This is a genomic window from Neobacillus sp. B24 (assembly GCF_055381825.1).
Genome location: NZ_AP035777.1, coordinates 1,940,877 through 1,965,222 on the forward strand (window position 1 = coordinate 1,940,877; position 24,346 = coordinate 1,965,222).

A 24,346-nucleotide genomic window follows, 5' to 3' on the forward strand; every position below is an offset into this window, starting at 1 on the left:
TTTTTTTTACTTACATAAAGGTGGGGAAAAGGATGCTGAATCATTTATTAACGACGAATGAGTTAAAGGCTGAAGAGATATACCGAATCCTCGATGATGCCCAAAACTTTGCCAATGGAATGACCTGGCGCCCGGAGAGTAAAATGTTTGCCGCTAATCTCTTTTTTGAAAATAGCACGAGAACGAAGTGCAGTTTTGAAGTTGCACAGAGAAAATTGGGTTTGGGTGTAATTCCGTTTGAAGTCCAAACTTCAAGCGTGCAAAAGGGTGAGACGCTTTATGATACGGTGAAGACACTCGAAGCCATTGGCGTCAATACGATTGTTATTCGTCACAGCCAAGATCGCTATTTTGACGAGTTGATTGAGAAAATAAATATTCCACTGATTAATGGAGGAGATGGCTGCGGCCATCATCCGACACAATCCCTCCTTGACCTCTTAACCATCAAACAAGAATTTGGCACATTTTCTGGATTGAAAATTGCCATCATCGGGGATATCAGACATAGCAGGGTCGCCCGTTCCAATGCCGATGCCTTGACACGGCTAGGCGGTGATGTCATCTTCTCAGGTCCTGAAGAATGGTTTGACAGCCACAGTCTGCATACATCCCGTTTTATTCCAATTGATGAAGCGACTAGAGAAGCTGATGTTGTGATGCTGCTCCGCGTTCAGCATGAGCGGCATCAAAAGAAGGGAAGCTATACAGCAGCCCAATACCACCAAAAATTCGGCTTGACATTAGAGCGGGAAAGAAGCATGAAGCCGCGCAGCATTATTATGCATCCTGCCCCGGTTAATCGAAATGTTGAAATTGCCGATAGCCTAGTAGAATGCAAGCGTTCGAGAATCTTTAAGCAAATGGAAAATGGCGTGTTTGTCAGAATGGCTGTCCTAAAAAGAGCATTAGAAAGTATAAACGGAGGGGTTACAAATGAAACTACTTATTCAGAACGCCAATTATATAGCGTATGACGGACAACAGAAACAGTCTGATATTTTAATAGAAAATGGAATCATCACTAAAATCGATAAAAAAATTGAAAGTAACGTGGACCACAAAATGGATGCAGCAGGATTATTAGTTTCACCAGGTTTTATCGACCTTCACGTTCACCTCCGCGAACCCGGCGGCGAGAAAAAAGAAACCATCGCCACCGGTACAATGGCCGCGGCGAGAGGCGGGTTTACCACTATTGCCAACATGCCAAATACTCGTCCTGTGCCTGACAGCGAAACCACAATGGACGACTTACAAAAAAGGATTAGAGAGACTGCAAATGTCCGGGTCCTTCCGTATGCCTCGATTACGACGAGACAATTGGGTCAGGAATTGACAGACTTTGCCGCGTTAAAGGCAGCAGGGGCATTTGCGTTTACTGAAGATGGTGTCGGGGTTCAGTCAGCGGGGATGATGCTCCAAGCAATGAAAAGAGCTGCCCAACTAGATATGGCCATTGTTGCTCACTGTGAGGATAATACCTTAATCAATAAAGGCTGTGTCCATGAGGGCTCATTTTCTAAACAAAATGGCTTAAACGGAATTCCTTCGGTGTGTGAAGCGGTGCAAATTGCCCGTGATGTCTTACTTGCAGAGGCAGCAGGCTGCCACTATCATGTATGCCATGTCAGTACGAAAGAGTCCGTCAGAGTTATCAGAGACGCAAAACGTGCGGGTATTAAGGTCACTGCCGAAGTCACCCCCCACCACTTGTTATTAACGCAAGACGATATCCCGGGACTTGATGCAAATTTTAAAATGAATCCGCCATTGCGTGATGCTGCCGATCGTGAAGCGTTAATCCAAGGTCTTCTCGATGGAACGCTAGATTTTATCGCCACCGACCACGCACCGCACACAGAGGCAGAGAAAAGCGAAGGGATGGAACTTGCCCCATTCGGAATCGTTGGATTGGAAACAGCCTTCCCGCTGCTATATACACATCTTGTCTTGAAAAATATTATCTCTTTGGAGCAGTTACTATATTACCTAACTCAGAAGCCGGCGGCCGCCTTCAACTTGCCATATGGAAAAATCGCTGAAGGGGCACCAGCCGATCTTGTATTGTTAAACCTGCATGAAGAACGGAAAATTGACCCTAAGGAATTTTTATCAAAAGGAAAAAATACCCCATTTGCTGGCTGGAACTGCAAAGGCTGGCCGGTACTGACCATCGCGGCAGGGGACGTAGTTTGGGAAAAAGGAAGTGTGACAGCATGAAAGCACAGTTGATTTTGGAAGATGGAACAATTTTTATTGGTGAAGGATTTGGAAGTCACATGGATACCATCGGTGAGGTGGTGTTTAATACAGGAATGACGGGATATCAGGAAATTTTGTCAGACCCATCCTACTGCGGACAAATCGTCATGCTTACATATCCGCTAATCGGAAATTACGGGATTAACCGGGATGATTTTGAATCCATTAATCCGGCAGTAAAAGGGTTCATTGTCAAGGAAGTCTGTGATTATCCGTCAAACTGGAGAAGTGAATTCACAATTGATGAGTATTTTAAAATGAAAAATATCCCTGGTATCGCCGGAATTGATACCCGCAAATTAACGAGAATCATTCGCCAGTACGGCACATTAAAGGGAGCCATTTGCAGCATTGACAATGATCGTGATGAAGTCATGAGGAAATTACGCCAGACAAGGCTGCCAATTGATCAAGTCCGCAGAGTATCAACGAAAAATCCATACCCAAGTCCGGGCCGCGGCAAAAGGATTGTTGTCGTTGATTTTGGCATGAAGCACGGAATCCTCCGGGAACTCAATAATCGCGGCTGTGATGTCATTGTGGTTCCGTACCATATGACAGCAGATGAAATCATGAAGTTGCGTCCGGACGGCGTGATGCTGACCAATGGCCCTGGGGACCCAAAAGATGTTCCGGAAGGGGTCCAAATGATTAAAGAAATACTCGGTAGAGTTCCTTTATTCGGCATCTGCCTTGGCCACCAATTATTTGCCCTAGCTTGCGGAGCCGACACCCAGCGGATGAAATTCGGCCACCGCGGTTCAAATCATCCGGTAAAAGATTTGGCCACCGGAAAAATTGCGATTACGTCGCAAAACCACGGTTATACCGTTGATGGGAAATCAATTTCTAATACGCGGCTGCAAATCACCCATATTGCTATAAACGATGAGACTGTTGAAGGGTTAAAGCACTTAGACTATCCTGCCTTTACGGTTCAATATCACCCGGAGGCCTCTCCAGGTCCGGAGGATGCCAACAGTTTATTTGATAGATTCCTAGCGATGATTGAAGCACAAAAACAGGAGGTTTCTTCCCATGCCTAAACGTACAGATATTAACTCCATCCTGGTAATCGGTTCAGGCCCAATTGTCATCGGCCAAGCGGCAGAATTTGATTATGCCGGAACCCAGGCCTGTCTTGCACTGAAAGAAGAAGGCTACCGTGTCATTCTTGTAAACTCGAACCCAGCGACAATCATGACAGATACCGAAATTGCCGATGCAGTCTATATAGAACCACTGACAGTCGAATTTGTCAGCCGGATTATCCGTAGGGAGCGTCCCGACGCACTTGTCGCAACTCTAGGCGGCCAAACAGGATTAAACCTTGCTGTTGAACTAAATAAGTCAGGTGTCCTTGAGGAGTGCGGTGTTGAAATTCTTGGAACCAAGCTGTCTGCCATTCACCAAGCGGAAGACAGGGAATTATTCCGAGATTTAATGAATGAGCTAAATGAGCCTGTTCCTGAAAGTGAGATTGTCCATGAATTAGAGGAGGCAGTTGCATTCGTTGAAAAAATTGGCTTTCCGGTCATCGTCCGTCCGGCGTTTACATTGGGTGGAACAGGCGGCGGCATCTGCGAGACTATGGAGGAACTCCAGGAAATTGTGACCAGCGGCTTGAAAAACAGCCCTGTTCATCAATGTTTGCTTGAAAAAAGCATCGCAGGCTACAAGGAAATTGAATATGAAGTTATGCGCGATTCAGGCGATAATGCGATTGTCGTTTGTAATATGGAAAACATTGACCCGGTTGGGGTCCACACCGGTGATTCTATAGTTGTCGCTCCGAGCCAAACCCTGAGCGACCGAGAATATCAATTGCTGCGAAATGTATCCTTGAAAATCATTCGTGCCCTTGGAATCGAAGGCGGCTGTAACGTCCAGCTGGCATTGGATCCCTATAGCTTCGATTACTATATTATCGAAGTCAATCCGCGCGTAAGCCGTTCCTCAGCACTGGCATCAAAAGCAACCGGATACCCAATTGCCAAGCTTGCCGCCAAAATTGCTGTAGGACTGACACTGGATGAAATGATGAACCCGGTCACTGGCAAAACCTATGCCAGCTTTGAACCGGCCCTTGATTACGTCGTTACTAAAATCCCAAGATGGCCGTTTGATAAATTTGAATCCGGCAACCGCTCGCTTGGAACGCAAATGAAGGCAACCGGTGAAGTAATGGCCATCGGCCGTAATTTTGAAGAGTCGCTGCTAAAAGCGATTCGCTCATTGGAAGCGGGGGTCTATCACTTTGAATTAAACGATGCTGCTGAAATTGATAACGAACTATTGGAGAAACGAATTCATAAAGCAGGCGACGAGCGTCTGTTCTATATTGCCGAAGCATTGAAACGCGGGTTTACAATTGAGGATATCCATGAGTGGAGCAAAATCGACCTGTTTTTCCTGAAGAAGATGGAAGGCATTATTGAACTCGAGACAAGGCTTTGTCAACATCCATTTCATGGGGAGCTTCTGCTGGAGGCGAAGCAAAAAGGGTTTACCGATAGAAAAATTGCCGAGCTGTGGGAGAGCACAGAATCCGAAATCCATTACCTCCGAAAGCAAAAAGGGATGCTTCCGGTATATAAAATGGTTGATACTTGTGCTGCCGAGTTTGAATCAGAAACGCCATATTACTACGGCACCTATGAAGAAGAGAATGAGTCGATTGTTACGAACCGCGACAGTGTGATTGTCCTCGGTTCCGGTCCAATTAGAATTGGCCAGGGGATTGAGTTTGATTATGCAACGGTTCACTCAGTAAAAGCGATAAAAGAAGCAGGCTATGAGGCTATTATCATCAACAATAATCCCGAGACGGTTTCAACCGACTTTAGCATCTCCGACAAGCTATATTTTGAACCGCTGACCATCGAAGATGTTATGCACATCATTGAACTGGAACAGCCGGTCGGAGTGGTCGTTCAATTTGGCGGCCAAACAGCGATTAACCTCGCTGCTGGTCTAGCCCAAAATGGCGTTAAAATCCTTGGAACCAGTCTAGAAGACCTGGACCGTTCCGAAGATCGGGATAAATTTGAACATACATTGCAGCAGTTAAATATTCCGCAGCCGCTTGGAAAAACAGCGTTATCGGTCGATGAGGCAGTACTGATTGCTGAAGAGATTGGTTATCCGGTGTTAATCCGACCATCTTACGTGCTTGGCGGCCGGGCGATGGAAATTGTATATCAGAAGGAAGAATTGCTGCGATATATGGAACACGCGGTCAGAATTAATCCAGAGCATCCCGTTCTGATTGACCGTTACTTAACAGGCAAAGAGATTGAAGTTGATGCAATTTCTGATGGAGAAAATGTTCTGATTCCAGGAATCTTGGAGCATATCGAACGAGCCGGAGTCCATTCAGGCGATTCGATTGCTGTTTACCCGCCGCAAACACTGTCTGCGGAAGTAATACAAAAGCTTGTGAATTATACAGAAAAATTAGCCATTGGGCTAAAAATTGTCGGTCTGTTAAATATTCAATATGTCGTCACCGGAAACGAAGTGTTCGTTCTCGAAGTAAATCCACGATCGAGCCGGACCGTCCCATTTTTAAGTAAAATCACCAACGTTCCAATGGCAAAAATCGCAACAAAGGCCATCCTGGGTCGCTCACTGCCGGAACAAGGCTATCCAACTGGTCTAGTGCCGGAAAAGACGGGAGTTTTTGTAAAGGTGCCGGTATTTTCGTTTGCCAAGCTTCGGAGTGTTGACATCAGCCTGGGACCTGAAATGAAATCGACCGGTGAGGTAATGGGGAAGGATATAACACTTGAAAAGGCGCTTTACAAAGGCCTGGTTGCGTCCGGGATGAATATTCAAAAGTTCGGCACGGTTTTATTCACAGTCGCCGACAAAGATAAAGCAGAATGCATAAGGCTGGCCAAAAGATTTGCAGCAGGCGGCTACCGTTTAATGGCAACAAGTGGTACGGCAGCCGTCCTCCAAGCCGAAGGACTTCAAGTAAAGGTTGTAGAAAAAATTGGCTGTGAAGGAACGACGTTATTGGATGTCATTCACCAGGGTGAGGCACAATTGATCATCAATACATTAACAAAAGGTAAACAGCCACAGCGGGACGGGTTCAGAATTCGCCGTGAGGCTGTTGAAAATGGTGTCCCATGCTTAACTTCGCTTGATACCGCCAATGCGATCCTGAACATTATTGAATCAATGAATTTTTCTGCTGAGCCAATGGCAGCGGCAGAAAAGGAGGCAGTTTTGGCATGATTAGAAAAGAGTTAGGAACAGTAATCAGCCAAAAGGAAATTGCCCCAGATATTTTTGAATTAACACTACAAGCCCAATTGGTCAGTGAGATACAAGCACCAGGTCAGTTTGTCCATATTCGCGTTGGAAAGGGCTGGGATCCGCTGCTCAGGAGACCAATCAGCATTGCTTCGTTCAATAAAGCACAACAGCGATTTACAATGATTTACCGCAGGGAGGGGAAAGGCACCACGCTGATGTCAGAAATGGTGCCAGGTATGAAGCTTGATATCCTCGGCCCGCTGGGAAATGGTTTTCCGGTTGATGAAGTTTTCACGGGGGATACTGCTCTGCTCGTCGGCGGAGGCATCGGTGTCCCGCCACTTTACGAACTTTCTAAACAATTATCGTCAAAGGGTGTAAAAGTGGTCCACGTCCTCGGGTTTCAAACGGAAAGTGCTGTCTTTTATGAGAATGAATTTTCACATACTGGAGAGACATATGTTGCCACAGTTGACGGTTCCTACGGGACAAAAGGCTTTGTCACCGATGTGATGGCGGGCTTTCAGTTTGATAGTATTTATGCATGCGGACCGACACCAATGTTAAAAGCATTGGAGGACCGCTACTCGGATAAAAAGATGTTTTTATCATTGGAAGAGCGGATGGGCTGCGGGATTGGCGCCTGCTTTGCCTGTGTCTGTAAGAAAGCGGATGACTCTACAGGTGTTGCCTATAAGAAAGTCTGCAGTGATGGGCCGGTATTTCGGGCCGGGGAGGTAGTATTATGAGCACTTTAAATATTGACTTGCCAGGCTTATCGTTGAAAAATCCAATCATGCCGGCATCGGGCTGTTTCGGTTTTGGCCGTGAATACAGCCAGTTTTATGATTTAAGTGTCCTTGGCGCGATTATGATTAAAGCCACAACAGTGGAACCAAGGTTTGGCAATCCAACCCCAAGAGTGGCGGAAACATCGGCAGGAATGCTGAATGCAATTGGACTGCAAAATCCCGGTCTTGAAAAAGTACTCGCTGAAGAACTTCCATGGCTGGAGCAGTATGACGTACCGATCATTGCAAATGTCGCTGGTTCCTCAGAAGAAGACTATGTAGCGGTCGCCAGGGAAATGGCTCTAGCGCCAAATGTTCAAGCACTTGAACTAAATATTTCCTGCCCAAATGTCAAAACAGGCGGGATTGCTTTTGGGACGATTCCTGAAGTGGCCAAGGTATTGACCAGAAAAGTGAAGGAAGCATCCGAGGTACCGGTTTACGTGAAGTTGTCTCCGAATGTCACCAATATCGTTGAAATGGCTAAGGCTGTTGAAGCCGGCGGTGCAGACGGAATTACGATGATTAATACGCTTGTTGGGATGAGGCTCGATTTGAAAACAGGCAAGCCGATTCTGGCCAATCGTACTGGAGGTCTGTCTGGCCCAGCTGTTAAGCCGGTAGCCATTCGAATGATTTATGAAGTGAGTCAAGCAGTGGATTTACCCATTATCGGCATGGGCGGGATTACGTCGGCTGAAGATGTGATTGAGTTCTTTTATGCCGGAGCGAGTGCAGTTGCGATAGGGACGGCTAACTTTGTAGATCCGTTTGTTTGTCCAACTATTATTAATGAATTGCCACAATTGCTGCACCAATTAGGGTTTGAACATATCAGAGAATGTACGGGAAGGAGCTGGAAGCAGCATGGACAATTCGCTTATCATCGCGCTTGATTTTCCTGGAATAAGGGAAGTTGAGCAATTTTTGCAGCGTTTTTCCGGTGAAACCTTGTTCGTAAAGGTTGGAATGGAGCTTTTTTATCAGGAAGGACCCTCGATCATTGAAAGGTTAAAAGATTCAGGGCATCACATTTTTCTGGATTTAAAGCTTCATGATATCCCAAACACGGTATATGGTGCCATGAAGGGGCTTGCTCGTTTGGAATGTGACCTTGTCAATGTCCATGCAGCGGGTGGAAAAGAGATGATGGAGGCGGCACTAGAAGGGCTTCAGGCAGGAACACAATCCGGACGCAATCGACCAGATTGCATCGCGGTTACGCAATTAACCAGTACCTCACAGGAACAGATGAGAGCGGAGCAGTTGATTCCAGTTTCATTGCAGGAATCGGTCCTGCATTATGCTGCACTGACAAAGGCAGCCGGCTTGGATGGAGTCGTATGTTCAGCCTGGGAGGCAGGAGCTATTCTAGAGCAGGCAGGAGCCAGTTTTTTAACAGTTTGTCCGGGAATCCGAATGGCTGCTGATGCTGCTGGTGATCAAAAACGTGTTGTTACACCAGAGTTTGCCAGAAAGGCAGGAGTAGGTTCGATTGTGGTTGGACGATCGATAACAAGGGCCGCTGACCCGCTGGCAGCCTATCAAAAATGGACGGAAGCATGGAAGGGAGAAAGAGCATGAAATACAAAATTGCAGAAAAACTTTTAGAAATAAACGCTGTAGCACTTAGACCGCAGGACCCGTTTACATGGACATCTGGACTACGCTCACCAATTTATTGTGATAATCGATTGACCTTATCCTATCCTGAAGTGCGCCGGGAGATTGCAAATGGTTTGCAGAAACTGATTGAAGAAAAATTTGGCGGAGTGCAAGTTGTTGCCGGGACGGCTACTGCCGGGATTCCGCATGCGGCCTGGGTAAGTGAGTTGATGGACCTGCCAATGTGTTATGTTCGCTCCAAAGCCAAAGGTCATGGTAAAGGCAATCAAATTGAGGGCAGAGTGGATCCGGGGCAGAAGGTCGTCGTTATAGAGGATTTAATCTCAACCGGAGGAAGTGTCATCACTGCGGTTCAGGCACTGCGCGAAGCAGGTTGTGACGTGCTCGGGGTTGTATCGATTTTCACATATGGTCTGGAGAAGGGGAAAGCTGCCTTTGCCGCGGAAGAAATCTTGAGCTGCTCTTTAACAGATTTCCCAGCATTAGTTGAGGCAGCGGTTGAAAAAGGGTATATTAGTGCGGACGACCAGGAGAGTCTGCTGACTTGGAGTGTGGATCCAGGGGAGTGGAGCAAGCGATTCGAAGTGGTTTTGTAGAATTGTTCGGTGATTTTGTAGAATTATCCTAAAAACACGTAGAATAAAAGGATTTGACGTAGAATTAACATAGTACATTGTAGAATAAACTATCAATCTTGTAGAATTAACCATAAATCACGTAGAATGACTCCAATATTTTCCACATTCCCGCGTAAATCGAAAAAGCCTCGGCGCTAAACCGGGGCTTTTCTCATCAAATCATCCATTTTTCTTCAATTTCAATACCATTTCCTCGTCCGGTGTAACATATACCGTCTGCTGATTGTCATAAATCACAAATCCAGGCTTGGCCCCATTTGGTTTCTTTACATGGCGTACTTTTGTAAAGTCAACCGGTACCGAACTGGAATTTCGCGCCTTGCTAAAATAGGCTGCCAGCATGGCCGCTTCCAAAATCGTCTGCTCACCTGGCTCTTTGCTGCGAATAACCACGTGCGAACCGGGAATGTCTTTCGTATGCAGCCATATTTCATCCCGGGCGGCCAGTTTATTGGTCAAATAATCATTTTGTTTATTATTTTTGCCAACAATGATCTCTGTGCCATCGGAGGCAATAAAGAAATCGAGCACCGGTTTTGCGTTCTGCAGCTTTTTGCCATTGCGTTTTTGGCGCTCGCGAATATAGCCGCCCTCAACAAGCTCCTCGCGTATTTCCTGAACATCCTTCGGCGAGGCAGTTTGAACCTGCTGCAGCAAAGTTTCAAAATAGGCGACCTCTTCCCGTGCTTTTTCAATCTGTTCCATGACAATTGAAACAGAGTTTTTCGCCTTTTGGTACCTGGAGAAATATTTCTGGGCATTATCGGACGGTGTTTTCCTTGGGTCAAGCGGAATCACAATACTGCCGCCTGCCTCATCATAATAATCAAGCACTTGTATTTCCTTCATGCCTTTTTTAGCCGCATATAAATTGGCGGTTAGAAGTTCACCATAACGCTGAAATTGCTCAGCCTGCTCAGCATCCTGCAATGTCGCCTCAAGCTTTTCAATTTTCTTTTCATTTTTTTCTTTTTCATTGGCGATCAGCCGTTCAATATCATGCCCCTGCTGCTTAACCCGGTCTCGTTCGGCCTTGCCAAAATAAAAGCGGTCAAGCAGTTCGCTTAAACTTGCAAAACAACGGACTTCACCGTTAATGTGCTGAAGCGGGAACAAATAAAACACTTCTTTCCCGCCAGAAGACATAATAGCCGGTGCTAAGTCATTAGCTGCAATCCGATTAACTAACGTGACAAACGCTTCTGGTATCGTCGTCCTGTTTGCCAATCCGCTTTGAAACAGTACTTCTTTAGCAAACAGCGGCGAGGTTCCGGCAAATTGTTCAACCAACTGGCGGTCAATCCGCCCGGCGTTGTAATCAATTTTTCGTAAAACATCCTCGACTGTCGCCGAGAATGGATTTTGTTTATGCTGCTCAGGCGGAAAAATATAGGGATGACCAGGCAATATCGCCCGGTGGCTGTTGACGGCAAACGACACATGCTTAATGCTGTCAAGAATAAGGTTGCGCGTTTTATCAATAAGCACGATATTGCTATGACGGCCCATGATCTCGATGATTAACTGCTTATAGGATACATCACCGATTTCATTACGGCCCTTAACCTCCAGAATAATCATCCGCTCTGTTTCGACTTGGTATAAATCCTCGATAATATGACCCTCAATATGTTTTCTGAGCAGCATGCAAAACATCGGTGGTTCACTTGGGTTTTCATAAGCCTCGTTTGTCAGCTGGGCTCTGGCATAACTGGAATGGGCCGATAACAGAAGTTTATGATTAATCCCGCCGGCCCGAATCGTTAAGATTATTTCATTTTTATAGGGCTGATGTACCTTATTAATTCGTCCGCCTTTAAGAGAACGGGAAAGTTCAACAGCCATTGCTTTTGTGAATAAACCATCAAATGACATAAAAAACATCCTTTACTAAAAAAAACTATGACTTCATTATATCCTACTTTTTGATTATCTGTCGGAAATTACTATCCAATAATTCTCTCCTGTAGCATTTTTTTGGACGACCCCGAATAAGCTTTCTTAGAGCAAGTCTGAATGATTAAAGGGGGAAGTGAGATGGTCGGATGAAGTTCCATGAGATGGAGATAAAACAAGTAGAAAAGGCCTTAGAAACCGACTTTTCGAATGGGTTATCACAAAATGAAGCGAACAAGAAATTAAAACAACATGGGTTTAATGAACTGGAAGAAGGAGAAAAGCAATCAGCCTTACTGTTATTTTTCAGCCAGTTTAAAGATTTTATGGTTTTGGTGCTGCTTGCTGCAACTTTAATATCCGGACTGCTGGGTGAATATATCGATGCGATTGCGATTATTGCGATTGTCATAATAAATGGGATTCTTGGTTTTTATCAGGAACGGCGTGCGGAAAAATCCCTGCAGGCTTTGAAGGAATTGTCGGCCCCGCAGGTAAATGTCTTAAGGGACGGCCAGTGGTTAAAGATTCCTTCCAAGGAAATCGTCATCGGAGATATTTTAAAGTTTTCAAGTGGTGACCGGATTGGTGCCGACGTTCGGGTGATACAATCAAATAGTTTAGAAATTGAGGAATCGGCATTGACGGGTGAATCGGTCCCGGTCGCCAAACATAATGATCCGCTCTCCCATGCTAATCCAGGCATTGGCGATATGGAAAATACCGCATTCATGGGAACGATGATTACGAGAGGCAGCGGGATGGGTGTCGTGATTGCAACAGGGATGAAAACGGCGATGGGTCAAATTGCTGGGCTTCTCCAGAGTGCAGAAGCACAGGAAACACCGTTGCAGCGACGGCTTGCCCAATTAGGAAAAATATTAATTACTGTTGCATTGCTGTTGACCGTTTTAGTCGTAGTCGTTGGTGTAATCCAAGGACATGACATTTATACAATGTTCCTTGCTGGAGTTTCCCTAGCGGTTGCCGCGATACCTGAAGGGCTTCCGGCAATTGTTACCGTTGCCCTGTCCTTAGGTGTGCAAAAGATGATTAGGCAAAATGCAATTGTCCGAAAACTGCCGGCTGTTGAAACACTCGGCTGTGCCTCGGTTATTTGCTCCGACAAGACTGGAACAATGACGCAAAATAAAATGACCGTAACACACCTGTGGAGCGGCGGCCAGACATGGACTGTAGATGGGGTCGGCTACCAGCCAAAGGGCGATTTTTATCGCAACGACCAAAGGGTTCAGCCTCGGGATGAAAAAGCCTTGCAGCAAATGCTTATTTTCGGGATGATCTGCAACCATTCAGATTTGAATCTTAAAGATGATGAGTATATCCTTGACGGGGATCCAACTGAAGGGGCGTTGCTTGTTAGTGCGATGAAGGCCGGGTTTAACAGGCCAAAATTATTGGAAGAGTTTACGATTATTAAGGAATTTCCGTTTGATTCTGCCCGGAAAATGATGAGCATCCACGTCAAAGACAAAAATGGCCGGCATTTTATTGTAACAAAAGGGGCTCCGGATGTTATTTTGGGAATTAGTGAAACGATTCTTTGGGATGGACGGAACCAATATTTAAATAAGGAAACAGGAGCGAAAGTTCAAAATGCAATCGACAATCTTGCTTCACAGGCACTTAGGACAATTGCCATTGCTTTTAAGCCGATATCTTCGAATACTGTTATTTTTAGCGAGCAGGAAGCGGAAAGCAAATTAACTTTTATTGGTGTACAGGGCATGATTGACCCGCCAAGATCGGAAGTGAAGGCTGCTGTTCAGGAATGTAAAGAAGCAGGAATTAAAACGGTTATGATTACCGGAGACCATGTGATTACTGCTAAGGCCATCGCTGCCCAGCTGGGAATTTTAACGAAGAAAAGCAAAGTCCTTGATGGCAAGGCATTGTCGGAAATGTCAGTATCTGACCTTGAAGAAGTAGTCGAGGATGTGTCTGTTTTTGCCAGGGTTTCGCCTGAACATAAGCTGAAAATTGTCAATGCCCTGCAAAATCGCGGCCATATTGTTGCCATGACGGGTGACGGCGTGAATGATGCACCCGCAATAAAGGCGGCTGATATCGGTGTTGCGATGGGAATTACCGGTACTGATGTTGCTAAAGAAGCATCTGCGCTCGTGCTGCTCGACGATAATTTTGCCACGATTAAAGCCGCGATCAAAGAAGGCAGAAATATCTATGAAAATATCCGTAAATTTGTCCGGTATTTGCTGGCATCGAATGTCGGTGAAATATTGGTTATGTTGTTCGCAATGCTGCTTGCCCTGCCGCTGCCGCTCGTTCCAATTCAAATTCTTTGGGTAAACTTGGTGACAGACGGACTCCCGGCAATGGCACTAGGGCTTGACCGGCCAGAAGAAAACGTGATGAAACGAGGACCTAGAAGTCCGAATGAAGGAGTATTTTCCCGTGGACTTGGCTGGAAAGTAATATCACGTGGTTTCTTAATCGGACTTGTTACCCTAATGGCGTTTATGATTGTCTATCAAAATGCCCCTTCGCAGCTTGAATATGCCCAAACAATCGCGTTTGCCACACTGGTTATGGCACAGCTAATCCATGTATTTGACTGCCGCAGTGAAAAATCAGTGTTGTCGAGAAATCCGTTTGGCAATCAGTACTTGGTATGGGCGGTTATTTCTTCACTGCTGTTAATGCTTGTCGTCATCTATTATCCGCCGCTGCAGCCGGTGTTCCATACCCTTCCGATTGCGGCCAAAGATTGGCTGTTAATTGTCGGGCTATCTGCAATACCAACTTTTTTACTAGCCGGCTCATTTTTATTAAGAAAATCGAAATAAAGTGTGTTATAATCCAAAAGGTAATAGAATCCAATCTATTGCCTTTTGGTTTTTTTTCATTTAATTTAGTTGCTGCGCGCCTAGTTCTTCGGATTATAAGCCGTAGAGGAAGCAAGTACGAAGAAGCTAGGTGCTCCACGGCTAGCGCCATTCCGCAAGGCTGCAAGGGAGTATTTCAGGTAGCAGCCTCGCTGAACATTTTAATGAATGGATGTGCAATAAATGGTTTTTAGTATGACAGGCTTTGGACGGGCAAGGGCACAATCACAATCTTGCAGCGTCAATGTGGAAATTAAAACAGTGAATCATCGTTTTAGTGAATACAATATCCGCATGCCCAGACAGCTATTAAAAATAGAAGATAAAATTAAAAAAGCACTTAATGAACATATTGGGCGTGGTAGAATTGAAGTTTTTATCAGTTTGGAGGGACAAGGTGTTACTTCCCGCAAGCTTCAGGTGGACTGGAACTTAATCCAGGAATACTTTCAATTCATTAAAGAAGCGCAAAATAAATACGGGATTGAAGGCAGTATTACGCTTGAGGATTTGCTGGGACGGTCTGACCTTGTACATATTGAAGAAAGCGAAACTGATAATGCGGAACTTGACCAGTTAGTTCTAGCTGCAGTAGAGGAAGCTGTTATTCAGCTCAAGCAAATGCGCCTGGCCGAAGGTCTAGAATTAAAGCGGGACTTGCTTGACATCATTGCTGAAATACAAAATCATTTGGCCGATCTGCAAACATATGCCCCTTCTGTCGTTCAGTTATATAAAGATCGATTAACTAAGAGAATGCAAGAATTTGCGAATGGACAAGTAGATGAAACAAGATTGGTTACAGAGGTCGCGATTTTTTCTGAAAAGGCCGATATTAATGAGGAAATTACCCGCTTAAAGAGTCATATTGGGCAATTTGTCCAGACGCTGAATGAACTTGATCCAATAGGCAGAAAGCTGGACTTTCTTATTCAGGAAATGAACCGTGAGACCAACACAATCGGCTCCAAGGCCAATGACGCTAATATTGCCAGAATCGTGGTGGAAATTAAAAGTTTACTTGAGAAGGTAAAGGAGCAGGTTCAAAATATCGAGTAAAGCCCGTTTAGAAAAGGTTTTACACGGTCAAAATATATTATTGATGATTGGATGATGATCATGGCAATAAAATTAATAAATATTGGATTTGGCAATATTGTTTCCGCTAATCGGATTATTTCCATTGTTAGTCCTGAATCGGCGCCGATCAAGCGAATCATTCAGGATGCCAGGGATCGGGGCTCACTAATTGATGCAACATATGGCAGGCGGACTCGCGCGGTAATCGTAATGGATTCAGACCATGTGATTCTGTCGGCGGTACAGCCGGAAACGGTTGCTCATCGCTTAACGGACCGCGAGGACACTATTGATGAAGGGTAGGATTTAAAAAATATGCAAGAAAAAGGATTGCTGATTGTATTGTCCGGACCATCGGGAGTCGGAAAAGGAACGGTTCGGAAGGAAATTTTTTCGCAACCCGATACCGCATTTGAATATTCGATTTCAGTAACGACACGAAAGCCGCGGACCGGTGAAGTGGACGGGGTCGATTACTTTTTTAGAACAAGAGAAGAATTTGAGAATTTGATCGAAAATGGCAAGCTCTTGGAATATGCGGAATTTGTCGATAATTATTATGGAACACCTGTTGACTATGTCCGCCAAACTCTCGATAACGGCAAGGACGTATTTCTTGAAATTGAAGTTAAGGGTGCCCGGCAGGTACGTGAAAAATTCCCTGAGGGCTTATTTATTTTCCTTATGCCGCCTAGCCTTACTGAATTGAAAAATCGGATTGTGACCAGAGGAACTGAAACGGACGATATCATTCATAATCGGATGCTGACGGCTCGTGAAGAAATCGAAATGATGGAATTATATGATTATGTAGTGGAAAATGATCAGGTAGAGCTCGCCTGTGAGCGGATTAAAGCGATTGTAACTGCAGAGCATTGCCGCCGGGAACGAGTAGAAGGCCGTTATAAAAAATTGCTGGAGGTAGAATAATATGTTATATCCTTCTATTGATTCATTACTTGAAAAAATCGATTCAAAATACTCACTAGTATCTGTTGCTGCCAAACGCGCTCGCGTAATGTCACAGGTGAAAGATGAAAGATTGCCAAAATATGTTTCCCATAAACATGTCGGCAAGGCGCTTGAGGAAATCTACAGCGGCGAATTGACCTATCGAATTTCAAAAAAAGCTGAACAATCTGCTGAATAACAAGCGTAAAAAGGACTGACGATTGTCAGCCCTTTTTTATTGCCTTTAAAAGATTCTGTCGATATTGGGTAGGAAAAAGGTGAAAAAATGCTTGTATTACAGCATAATAGAAGAAAGAAAATCTGTTCGAAAGCGGGGAATTTGTATGATAAACGATAAAAGGATCCTGTTATGTGTTACGGGTGGAATCGCCGTTTATAAGGCTGCAGCCCTGACAAGTAAGCTAGTCCAAGCGGGTGCCCAGGTAAAAGTCATCTTGAGTGACTCCGCAGCAAAATTTGTCACCCCGTTGACATTTCAGGCATTATCACGTAATGAAGTATACACTGATACATTCGATGAGAAACACCCAAAGGTAATTGCCCATATTGACCTGGCGGACTGGGCGGACTTAGTTCTGGTTGCACCGGCCACAGCCAATACCATTGCGAAATTGGCGGGGGGAATTGCCGATAACATGATTACAACTACCCTTCTTGCGACAACTGCCCCGGTATGGATTGCTCCGGCAATGAATGTACATATGTATGACCATCCTGCCGTTAAAAAGAACCTGTCGACATTAACCGAATATGGCTGCCAATTTATCGAGCCGAGCGAAGGCTACCTTGCCTGTGGTTACATTGGAAAAGGTAGGTTGGAAGAGCCAGAGAAAATTGTGGCACTAATCCAAGACTACTTTACAAGCAGTGAAGTGAAACCGCTGGCAGGAAAAACGATCTTGCTCACAGCGGGACCAACAAAGGAAAAGATTGACCCTGTCCGGTTTATTTCCAATCACTCAAGTGGAAAAATGGGTTATGCACTGGCTGAGGAGGCAAAAAAACAGGGGGCCCGCGTTGTTCTGGTCTCTGGTCCTGTCGGACTTCCAGCACCTGCGGGAGTTGAATTGATTAAAGTAGAGAGTGCCGAAGATATGTATCAAGCGGTATTGGAACGTTTTGATGGCGCGGATGTTGTGATCAAAACAGCAGCGGTCGCTGATTATCGCCCGAAAGTCGCCCATGACCAGAAGGTGAAAAAACAGGCAGGCGACACACTGCTTGAGTTGGAAAGAACAAAAGATATTTTGTTCGAGCTGGGGCAACGGAAGAAACACCAATTATTAATTGGTTTTGCAGCGGAAACCAACAAAGTCGAAGAATATGCCAAGAAAAAGCTATTTACGAAAAATGCCGATATGATTGTCGCTAACAATGTAAAATCGGAAGGAGCCGGTTTTGGCACGGATACAAACATTGTAACGATGTTTAAACGGGATGGTTCAAAAGCGGAATTACCGTTAATGTCAAAAACTGCCGTTGCCGGGAAAATTCTCGAAGAAATTGCGTCTTTACTAAAGGAAATGAATAAAGAATGAAAATTGCCAGTGTGATAGTGGATGTACCGACAAAACAAACGGATAAATCGTTTGATTATCTGATTCCTAAAAAGTGGCAAGATGTTATTCAGCCGGGAATGAGAGTCATCGTCCCATTCGGTCCAAGAAATATTCAAGGCTTTGTGACGGGGCTAAAGACAGAGTCTGATTTTAAACAACTGCGGGAAATCATAGAGCCAATGGACCTTGAACCGGTTTTAAATCATGAATTGCTCCAGCTTGGCGATTGGCTGACTGACCACACGCTTTGTTTTAAAATTTTTGCCTATCAAGTCATGCTTCCGGCAGCTTTGAAGGCAAAATACGAAAAAAAAGTTCGGCTGGCGGACGGAGTGCAGCCAGGGCAATTGCCGGAATCATTATGGCCATATTTTGAGAACGGGAAGACCCTTGACTGGGAATCTGCCTTGACCCATAATATTGTGTCACTGCTGCAGCGGCAGGCAGCTGAGGGATTGCTGGAAGTAATCTATGAGGTAAAAGACAAGGTTAGAAAAAAGCTGGTCAAATTCGTTCGTCCGCTTGTCGGTGCGGGGCAAATCAACAAAGAACTGGAGCGGCTGCCGGCCAATGCGGAAAAACAAAAACAAGTATTGCAATTTTTCTTGGAACATGAACAGCCAATTGAATTAAGGCAGTTAACGGCTAAGTTAAAGGTGTCCTCCGCTGTGGTTAAAGCGCTTGTGGATAAACAGCTTGTTGCTGAATTGGATATGGAAGTCTACCGCGACCCATACCAACACCGAGAGTTCGAAAGAACAACGCCATTGCCATTAACCCAGGCCCAAACCACAGCCATTAAACCAATATTAAATGCTATTGAAAAAAGTGAGCATGAAGTTTTTTTGCTTTATGGGGTAACAGGTAGCGGAAAGACCGAGATTTATCTACAATCGATTCAAGAAGTCATCGATAAGGGTCAAGAAGCGATCGTCCTTGTTCCAGAAATTTCACTGACGCCGCAGATGGTAAACCGGTTTAAGGGGAGATTCGGTGATTTAGTTGCCGTACTGCACAGCGGATTGTCTGCGGGTGAAAAATATGATGAATGGCGTAAAATTCAGCGTAAACAGGTTAAGGTCGTGGTTGGTGCCAGGTCTGCCATTTTCGCTCCATTTGAAAATATCGGCATTATTATTATTGATGAAGAGCATGAAACAAGCTACAAGCAGGAGGATATGCCTCGTTATCATGCCCGTGATGTCGCGATCAGAAGGGCCCAAACCAATCACTGTTCGGTTGTGCTTGGCAGTGCCACACCATCGCTGGAATCATTTGCCAGAGCCCAAAAGAATGTTTACCACTTGCTGAACCTGCCAACCCGGATGAATAATCAGGCTCTCCCTGCGGTCGAAATTATCGACATGCGTGAGGAACTGAGGTCGGGAAACCGCTCGATGTTTTCGAGAAAACTGTTTGAAATGCTGCAGGACCGGATTGCCAAAAAGCAGCAGGCTGTGTTGTTTTTAAATAAACGGGGTCATTCTTCGTTTGTTATGTGCAGGGATTGCGGGTATGTGGTAAACTGCCCAAATTGCGATATTTCTCTGACCTATCACAGGGCAGGCGCTCAAATGAAATGCCATTATTGCGGTTTTGAAGCGGTGGTACCAAGAGTCTGTCCCGAGTGTGCAAGTGAGTATATCCGTTATTTTGGAACGGGGACACAAAAGGTTGAGGAGGAGCTTGGAAAAGTCCTCCCTGAAGCAAGAGTCATTCGCATGGATGTTGATACAACAGGGCGGAAAGGGGCGCATGAGCGGCTGTTAAAGGATTTTCAGGAAGGGAAAGCCGATATTCTCCTCGGGACGCAAATGATTGCCAAGGGACTCGATTTCCCCAACATCACACTCGTTGGTGTGTTATCTGCCGATACAATGCTGCATTTGCCGGATTTTCGCTCGTCTGAAAAAACGTTTCAATTATTAACACAGGTTAGCGGCAGGGCAGGACGGCATCAATTACCCGGAGAGGTCATAATTCAAACCTATACCCCTGAGCATTACAGTATCGAACTTGCCGGCCAGCAGGATTTCGACCAATTTTACCAGCGGGAAATGCTGGTCCGGAAGATGCGCCACTATCCTCCATTTTATTACTTGGCATTAATTACCATTAGCCATGAACAGTTGTTGACGGTCGTGTCGGCAACGGAAAAAGTTGCAAACTATGTGCGAACCCAACTCTCAAATGAAGCGGTAATCCTTGGCCCGGCAGTATCGCCAATCGCGAGGATTAATAATAGATACCGTTATCAATGTCTGATAAAATACAAACGGGAACCCAACTTGACCAGGACGTTAAAAACAATCTTGGATCAGTACCAAAAAGAAGCGAAAAATGGACTATTGGTATCGGTTGACGTTAATCCGTTTATCCTGATGTAATCTGGTAAAAATGATTAATATATATTAAATGGGAACGAGATTGAAACGGAGGAACTAATTTGGCAATTAGAAAAATAGTAAACTACCCAGCAGAGATTCTCGAGACAAAATGTAAAGAGGTAGAAGTGTTTAATCGAAAACTGGCCAAAACCCTTGATGATATGTACGATACGATGATTGAATATGACGGGGTCGGGCTTGCTGCCCCGCAAATTGGACTTGATGCACGGGTGGCCATTGTCGATATTGATGATGAATTCGGTACAATTGAAATGATTAATCCCATCATTCTCGAAACCTCAGGAGAGCAAACCGGTCCGGAAGGCTGCTTAAGCTTTCCCGGGTTATTTGGAGAGGTATCGAGACCTAATTACGTAAAGTTCGAAGCATTTGACCGCAAAGGCAAAAAATACATTCTTGAAGCAGAAGGGTTTCTTGCCCGGGCCATCCAGCACGAAATTGATCACTTGGACGGGATTCTATTTACATCAAAGGTGACAAGGTACATGGAGGAAGATGAGTTAAAAGGAGAAGAAGCGTAAATGACGAAAATTGTGTTTATGGGCACGCCTGATTTTTCAGTGCCAATCTTAAGGAGAATCATCGAAGACGGTTACGAGGTGATTGGCGTCGTAACCCAGCCTGACCGGCCGGTTGGCAGGAAAAAGGTATTAACGCCTCCTCCTGTTAAGGTTGAAGCGGAAAGACAGGGGATTCCTGTACTGCAGCCTGAAAAAATCAGGAACCCGGAAGAACTTGAGAAAATCCTTGCATTAAAGCCGGATTTAATTGTAACCGCAGCATTTGGACAAATCCTGCCGAAACAACTGCTAGAAGCTCCTGCACACGGCTGCATTAATGTTCATGCTTCTCTTCTTCCCGAATTGCGCGGCGGTGCCCCGATTCATTATGCAATTATCCAAGGTAAACCAAAAACAGGAATCACCATTATGTATATGGTCGAAAAATTGGATGCAGGTGACATGCTGGCAAAGGTGGAAGTTGACATAGCAGAAGACGATAACGTCGGGACACTTCACGATAAGCTTAGCGCAGCAGGGGCAATACTGTTATCAAATACTTTACCACAACTGCTTTCCGGCAAGCTCAAACCGATACCGCAAAATGACGGTGAAGCAACACTAGCTCCAAACATTAAACGGGAGCAGGAGAAAATAAATTGGGAGAGTCCAGGAGAGGCAATTTATAATCATATCCGCGGCTTAAATCCGTGGCCGGTAGCTTTTTCAACATTGGACGGTCAGGTAATAAAAATATGGCGGGCTGAAAAAGTTAAGGCAATGAAACACGAAACGCCTGGAACTGTCATAAAAATTGAACAGGATGGCATCATTGTCAGCAGCGGCAATGAAACTGCGATAAAAATTACCGAACTGCAGCCTGCTGGGAAAACGAAAATGACTGGTGAACAATTTTTAAGGGGAGCAGGATCCAAATTATCAGCAGGCAGTAAACTAGGAGAATGACATGACGACAAAAGCAAAAAAGAATGTACGAGAAACTGCATTGGATCTATTGACAGCTATTGAAAAGAATCAGTCCTACAGCAATTTACTCCTGAACAGCACTATTGAAAAAAACGAATTGTCACCTGTCGATGTAGGTTTATTAACCGAACTAACGTATGGGACATTGCAAAGAAGAATGGCCTTGGATTACTTTCTAAAACCCTTTGTTAAAGACAATAAAAAGCTTGCCGATTGGATTCTTCATTTACTAAGACTTACTTTATACCAAATGGTGTATCTTGATCGAATTCCTGATCGCGCCGCTATCTATGAAGCAGTAGAAATTGCAAAAAAACGCGGTCATAAAGGGATTGCCGGGTTGGTCAACGGCGTACTGCGAAGCATTCAAAGAGAAGGGCTTCCATTGTTAGCAGATGTTAAGGACCCGATTGAAAGATTATCACTGCAAACAAGCCACCCGTTATGGCTAGTTACGAGATGGGTCAACCAATTTGGATATGATAGAACAAAAGAAATGTGTGAGATGAACCTAACCGCACCGCTGCAAACTGCGCGGGTAAATCTTTCGAAGATATCAAGAGATGAGTGTGTTGAAATTTTAGAACAAGAAGGTTTTCAAATCGAAAAAAGCCCGATTATCCCTGAGGCAATCAGAGTACTCAAGGGGAACCTGGCATCGAGTATGGCTTTTAACTATGGTATGATTACCATCCAAGATGAAAGCTCGATGCTGGCGGCCTATGCATTAGGTGCACAAAAAAACGAATTTGTTCTAGATGCCTGTGCTGCCCCTGGCGGTAAAAGCACACATATTGCTGAGAAAATGGAAAATACAGGTGAAGTGATTTCTGTTGACCTTCACCAGCACAAAGTAAAGTTAATCAATGAAAATGCCCGGCGATTAGGGCTTTCAAATATAAAAACGAATGTATCTGATTCAAGGCTGTTACCTAAAAAGTTTAAAGATGAAACATTCCACCGAATTCTGCTTGATGCACCATGTTCAGGCCTCGGAGTGATGAGAAGAAAGCCTGATATGAAATATACGAAAACAGAACAGGATATTTCGCGTTTAAGCAGTATTCAACAAGACCTATTGAGGTCTGTTGCTCCTCTTATTAAAAAAGGAGGCACCCTTGTCTACAGTACATGTACAGTAGACAAAGAGGAAAATGAATATACGGTAAAAACATTCTTGGAAAACAATCCAGAATTCGAACCAGATTTATCATTTAAAAATCGGATGCCGGAGGGTGTTCAACCTCTGATAAGTGGTAATGAATTACAAATATTCCCTCAAGATTTCGGTTCAGACGGCTTTTATATTGCAGTTTTAAAAAGAAAAGCGGAAGTGCACGTTTAGCGAAGGACACTAGACGCTGTGCGCTGTAGCTAGACAATAAGGAAGGTGTAATAAGTTGGAACAATTAAATACAACTGGGACAAAGACAACATTGGAAAACAAGAAATCAATCTATTCACTAAAATTGAATGAACTAAAAGAGTGGCTAAAGGAGCATGATGAAAAGCCGTTCCGGGCCGAGCAGATTTTTGATTGGCTTTATAAAAAACGGGCTGTGACGTTTGAGGATATGAGCAATCTATCTAAGAACCTAAGGGATCAACTGGCGGAGCATTTCCAAATTACCACGTTAAATACGGTCATTCAACAAACCTCTTCTGACGGGACAATTAAGTTTTTATTTGAACTGCATGATGGCTATTCGATAGAGACCGTTCTTATGCGTCATGATTACGGTAATTCCGTATGTGTTACGACCCAAGTGGGCTGCAGAATTGGCTGTACCTTTTGCGCGTCAACACTTGGCGGATTGAAGCGTCATTTGGAAGCAGGGGAAATTGTTGCGCAAGTCGTCAAAGTACAGAAGGCGCTTGATGAAACCGATGAGCGCGTCAGCTCAGTTGTAATCATGGGAATTGGCGAACCGTTCGATAATTTCGATAACATGATGTCCTTCCTAAAAATAATTAATCATGAAAAAGGATTGAATATCGGAGCCCGTCACATCACCGTTTCGACAAGTGGGATCATTCCAAAAATCTATCAATTTGCCGATGAAAATATGCAGATTAATTTTGCCATTTCTCTACACGCTCCTAATACCGAATTGCGTTCAAGGCTTATGCCAATAAACAAAGCCTATAAACTTAATGACTTAATCAAAGCAGTGCGGTATTATATCGATAAGACAGGGCGCCGCGTCAGCTTTGAATACGGCCTATTTGGCGGGGTAAACGATTCAGTAGAGCATGCGGAGGAATTGGCTAACCTAGTCAAAGACATAAAATGCCATGTCAATTTAATTCCGGTAAACTATGTTCCAGAACGGGATTATGTTCGTACCCCGAGAGATAAAATTTTTGCCTTTGAAAAAACATTAAAAGAACATGGAATCAATGTAACCATCCGCCGGGAGCACGGTCATGATATAGATGCGGCTTGTGGACAGCTTCGTGCAAAGGAGCGGAAAGAGGAGACGATGTAATC

Annotated in this window: 20 protein-coding genes; 19 read left to right on the plus strand and 1 reads right to left on the minus strand. The window is 44.6% G+C overall.

What is annotated here, in order from left to right; translation table 11 throughout:
• Positions 1 to 35: 35 nt before the first annotated feature.
• Genes ACZ43M_RS09760 through pyrE form a run of 8 tightly spaced genes read left to right on the plus strand, consistent with a single transcriptional unit; the run spans position 36 to position 9,544 of the window.
• Positions 36 to 977, plus strand: a complete 942-nt coding sequence (locus ACZ43M_RS09760) for an aspartate carbamoyltransferase catalytic subunit (protein WP_464507997.1) — start codon at positions 36 to 38, stop codon at positions 975 to 977.
• Positions 937 to 2,223, plus strand: coding sequence for a dihydroorotase (locus ACZ43M_RS09765; protein WP_464507210.1), 1,287 nt, complete (start codon positions 937 to 939; stop codon positions 2,221 to 2,223). The genes ACZ43M_RS09760 and ACZ43M_RS09765 overlap by 41 nt, the downstream gene beginning before the upstream one ends.
• The gene (locus ACZ43M_RS09770) at positions 2,220 to 3,311 is read left to right on the plus strand and encodes a carbamoyl phosphate synthase small subunit (protein WP_464507211.1); all 1,092 of its coding nucleotides are present in this window, start codon (positions 2,220 to 2,222) and stop codon (positions 3,309 to 3,311) included. The genes ACZ43M_RS09765 and ACZ43M_RS09770 overlap by 4 nt, the downstream gene beginning before the upstream one ends.
• Complete coding sequence (gene carB, locus ACZ43M_RS09775) at positions 3,304 to 6,510, plus strand: carbamoyl-phosphate synthase large subunit (RefSeq protein ID WP_464507212.1); 3,207 nt, start codon at positions 3,304 to 3,306, stop codon at positions 6,508 to 6,510. Before ACZ43M_RS09770 ends, carB begins: the two co-directional genes overlap by 8 nt.
• Positions 6,507 to 7,280: a dihydroorotate dehydrogenase electron transfer subunit gene (locus ACZ43M_RS09780; protein ID WP_464507213.1), complete on the plus strand. Its 774-nt coding sequence runs from the start codon at positions 6,507 to 6,509 to the stop codon at positions 7,278 to 7,280. Before carB ends, ACZ43M_RS09780 begins: the two co-directional genes overlap by 4 nt.
• On the plus strand, positions 7,277 to 8,218 hold the full coding sequence (locus tag ACZ43M_RS09785; protein WP_464507214.1) for a dihydroorotate dehydrogenase: 942 nt from the start codon (positions 7,277 to 7,279) through the stop codon (positions 8,216 to 8,218). The genes ACZ43M_RS09780 and ACZ43M_RS09785 overlap by 4 nt, the downstream gene beginning before the upstream one ends.
• Complete coding sequence (gene pyrF / locus ACZ43M_RS09790) at positions 8,190 to 8,906, plus strand: orotidine-5'-phosphate decarboxylase (RefSeq protein ID WP_464507215.1); 717 nt, start codon at positions 8,190 to 8,192, stop codon at positions 8,904 to 8,906. The genes ACZ43M_RS09785 and pyrF overlap by 29 nt, the downstream gene beginning before the upstream one ends.
• The gene (gene pyrE, locus ACZ43M_RS09795) at positions 8,903 to 9,544 is read left to right on the plus strand and encodes an orotate phosphoribosyltransferase (protein WP_464507216.1); all 642 of its coding nucleotides are present in this window, start codon (positions 8,903 to 8,905) and stop codon (positions 9,542 to 9,544) included. Before pyrF ends, pyrE begins: the two co-directional genes overlap by 4 nt.
• A gap of 201 nt (positions 9,545 to 9,745) precedes the next feature.
• Here the strand turns inward: pyrE and ACZ43M_RS09800 are convergent, their stop codons facing one another.
• On the minus strand, positions 9,746 to 11,461 hold the full coding sequence (locus tag ACZ43M_RS09800) for an Rqc2 family fibronectin-binding protein (protein WP_464507217.1): 1,716 nt from the start codon (positions 11,459 to 11,461) through the stop codon (positions 9,746 to 9,748).
• A gap of 170 nt (positions 11,462 to 11,631) precedes the next feature.
• Here ACZ43M_RS09800 and ACZ43M_RS09805 point away from each other — a divergent pair, with 170 nt between their 5' ends.
• The 11 genes from ACZ43M_RS09805 (at position 11,632) to rlmN (ending at position 24,344) form a co-directional block, all read left to right on the plus strand.
• Entirely contained in the window at positions 11,632 to 14,310 is a 2,679-nt protein-coding gene (locus tag ACZ43M_RS09805) for a calcium-translocating P-type ATPase, SERCA-type (RefSeq protein WP_464507218.1), read from the plus strand.
• Positions 14,311 to 14,532: 222 nt separating this feature from the next.
• Entirely contained in the window at positions 14,533 to 15,408 is an 876-nt protein-coding gene (locus ACZ43M_RS09810) for a YicC/YloC family endoribonuclease (RefSeq protein WP_464507219.1), read from the plus strand.
• 60 nt (positions 15,409 to 15,468) lie between these two features.
• On the plus strand, positions 15,469 to 15,732 hold the full coding sequence (gene remA, locus ACZ43M_RS09815) for an extracellular matrix/biofilm regulator RemA (protein ID WP_464507221.1): 264 nt from the start codon (positions 15,469 to 15,471) through the stop codon (positions 15,730 to 15,732).
• Positions 15,733 to 15,744: 12 nt separating this feature from the next.
• The gene (gene gmk / locus ACZ43M_RS09820; protein WP_464507222.1) at positions 15,745 to 16,359 is read left to right on the plus strand and encodes a guanylate kinase; all 615 of its coding nucleotides are present in this window, start codon (positions 15,745 to 15,747) and stop codon (positions 16,357 to 16,359) included.
• A 1-nt stretch (position 16,360) separates the two neighbouring features.
• Positions 16,361 to 16,579, plus strand: coding sequence for a DNA-directed RNA polymerase subunit omega (gene rpoZ, locus ACZ43M_RS09825; RefSeq protein ID WP_464507223.1), 219 nt, complete (start codon positions 16,361 to 16,363; stop codon positions 16,577 to 16,579).
• Between the two features lie 145 nt (positions 16,580 to 16,724).
• Positions 16,725 to 17,939 (plus strand): bifunctional phosphopantothenoylcysteine decarboxylase/phosphopantothenate--cysteine ligase CoaBC, encoded by a 1,215-nt coding sequence (gene coaBC, locus ACZ43M_RS09830; protein ID WP_464507224.1) that lies wholly within the window; start codon positions 16,725 to 16,727, stop codon positions 17,937 to 17,939.
• Positions 17,936 to 20,347 carry a primosomal protein N' gene (gene priA, locus ACZ43M_RS09835; RefSeq protein ID WP_464507225.1) on the plus strand — a complete coding sequence of 804 codons (2,412 nt, stop codon included), beginning with the start codon at positions 17,936 to 17,938 and terminating at the stop codon, positions 20,345 to 20,347. The genes coaBC and priA overlap by 4 nt, the downstream gene beginning before the upstream one ends.
• Positions 20,348 to 20,406: 59 nt before the next feature.
• Entirely contained in the window at positions 20,407 to 20,889 is a 483-nt protein-coding gene (gene def / locus ACZ43M_RS09840; protein ID WP_464507226.1) for a peptide deformylase, read from the plus strand.
• Positions 20,890 to 21,834, plus strand: coding sequence for a methionyl-tRNA formyltransferase (gene fmt / locus ACZ43M_RS09845; RefSeq protein ID WP_464507227.1), 945 nt, complete (start codon positions 20,890 to 20,892; stop codon positions 21,832 to 21,834).
• 1 nt (position 21,835) lies between these two features.
• Positions 21,836 to 23,200 (plus strand): 16S rRNA (cytosine(967)-C(5))-methyltransferase RsmB, encoded by a 1,365-nt coding sequence (gene rsmB / locus ACZ43M_RS09850; RefSeq protein ID WP_464507228.1) that lies wholly within the window; start codon positions 21,836 to 21,838, stop codon positions 23,198 to 23,200.
• A 55-nt stretch (positions 23,201 to 23,255) separates the two neighbouring features.
• On the plus strand, positions 23,256 to 24,344 hold the full coding sequence (gene rlmN / locus ACZ43M_RS09855) for a dual-specificity RNA methyltransferase RlmN (protein ID WP_464507229.1): 1,089 nt from the start codon (positions 23,256 to 23,258) through the stop codon (positions 24,342 to 24,344).
• Positions 24,345 to 24,346: the final 2 nt, after the last annotated feature.

What these genes read in the sequence shown, in the direction of transcription:
- ACZ43M_RS09765 (WP_464507210.1), top strand. Translation starts at nt 937, where the DNA reads ATGAAACTACTTATTCAGAACGCCAATTATATAGCGTATGACGGACAA.
- ACZ43M_RS09770 (WP_464507211.1), top strand. Translation starts at nt 2,220, where the DNA reads ATGAAAGCACAGTTGATTTTGGAAGATGGAACAATTTTTATTGGTGAA.
- carB (WP_464507212.1), top strand. Translation starts at nt 3,304, where the DNA reads ATGCCTAAACGTACAGATATTAACTCCATCCTGGTAATCGGTTCAGGC.
- ACZ43M_RS09780 (WP_464507213.1), top strand. Translation starts at nt 6,507, where the DNA reads ATGATTAGAAAAGAGTTAGGAACAGTAATCAGCCAAAAGGAAATTGCC.
- ACZ43M_RS09785 (WP_464507214.1), top strand. Translation starts at nt 7,277, where the DNA reads ATGAGCACTTTAAATATTGACTTGCCAGGCTTATCGTTGAAAAATCCA.
- pyrF (WP_464507215.1), top strand. Translation starts at nt 8,190, where the DNA reads ATGGACAATTCGCTTATCATCGCGCTTGATTTTCCTGGAATAAGGGAA.
- pyrE (WP_464507216.1), top strand. Translation starts at nt 8,903, where the DNA reads ATGAAATACAAAATTGCAGAAAAACTTTTAGAAATAAACGCTGTAGCA.
- ACZ43M_RS09800 (WP_464507217.1), bottom strand. Translation starts at nt 11,461, where the DNA reads ATGTCATTTGATGGTTTATTCACAAAAGCAATGGCTGTTGAACTTTCC.
- ACZ43M_RS09805 (WP_464507218.1), top strand. Translation starts at nt 11,632, where the DNA reads ATGAAGTTCCATGAGATGGAGATAAAACAAGTAGAAAAGGCCTTAGAA.
- ACZ43M_RS09810 (WP_464507219.1), top strand. Translation starts at nt 14,533, where the DNA reads ATGGTTTTTAGTATGACAGGCTTTGGACGGGCAAGGGCACAATCACAA.
- remA (WP_464507221.1), top strand. Translation starts at nt 15,469, where the DNA reads ATGGCAATAAAATTAATAAATATTGGATTTGGCAATATTGTTTCCGCT.
- gmk (WP_464507222.1), top strand. Translation starts at nt 15,745, where the DNA reads ATGCAAGAAAAAGGATTGCTGATTGTATTGTCCGGACCATCGGGAGTC.
- rpoZ (WP_464507223.1), top strand. Translation starts at nt 16,361, where the DNA reads ATGTTATATCCTTCTATTGATTCATTACTTGAAAAAATCGATTCAAAA.
- coaBC (WP_464507224.1), top strand. Translation starts at nt 16,725, where the DNA reads ATGATAAACGATAAAAGGATCCTGTTATGTGTTACGGGTGGAATCGCC.
- priA (WP_464507225.1), top strand. Translation starts at nt 17,936, where the DNA reads ATGAAAATTGCCAGTGTGATAGTGGATGTACCGACAAAACAAACGGAT.
- fmt (WP_464507227.1), top strand. Translation starts at nt 20,890, where the DNA reads ATGACGAAAATTGTGTTTATGGGCACGCCTGATTTTTCAGTGCCAATC.
- rsmB (WP_464507228.1), top strand. Translation starts at nt 21,836, where the DNA reads ATGACGACAAAAGCAAAAAAGAATGTACGAGAAACTGCATTGGATCTA.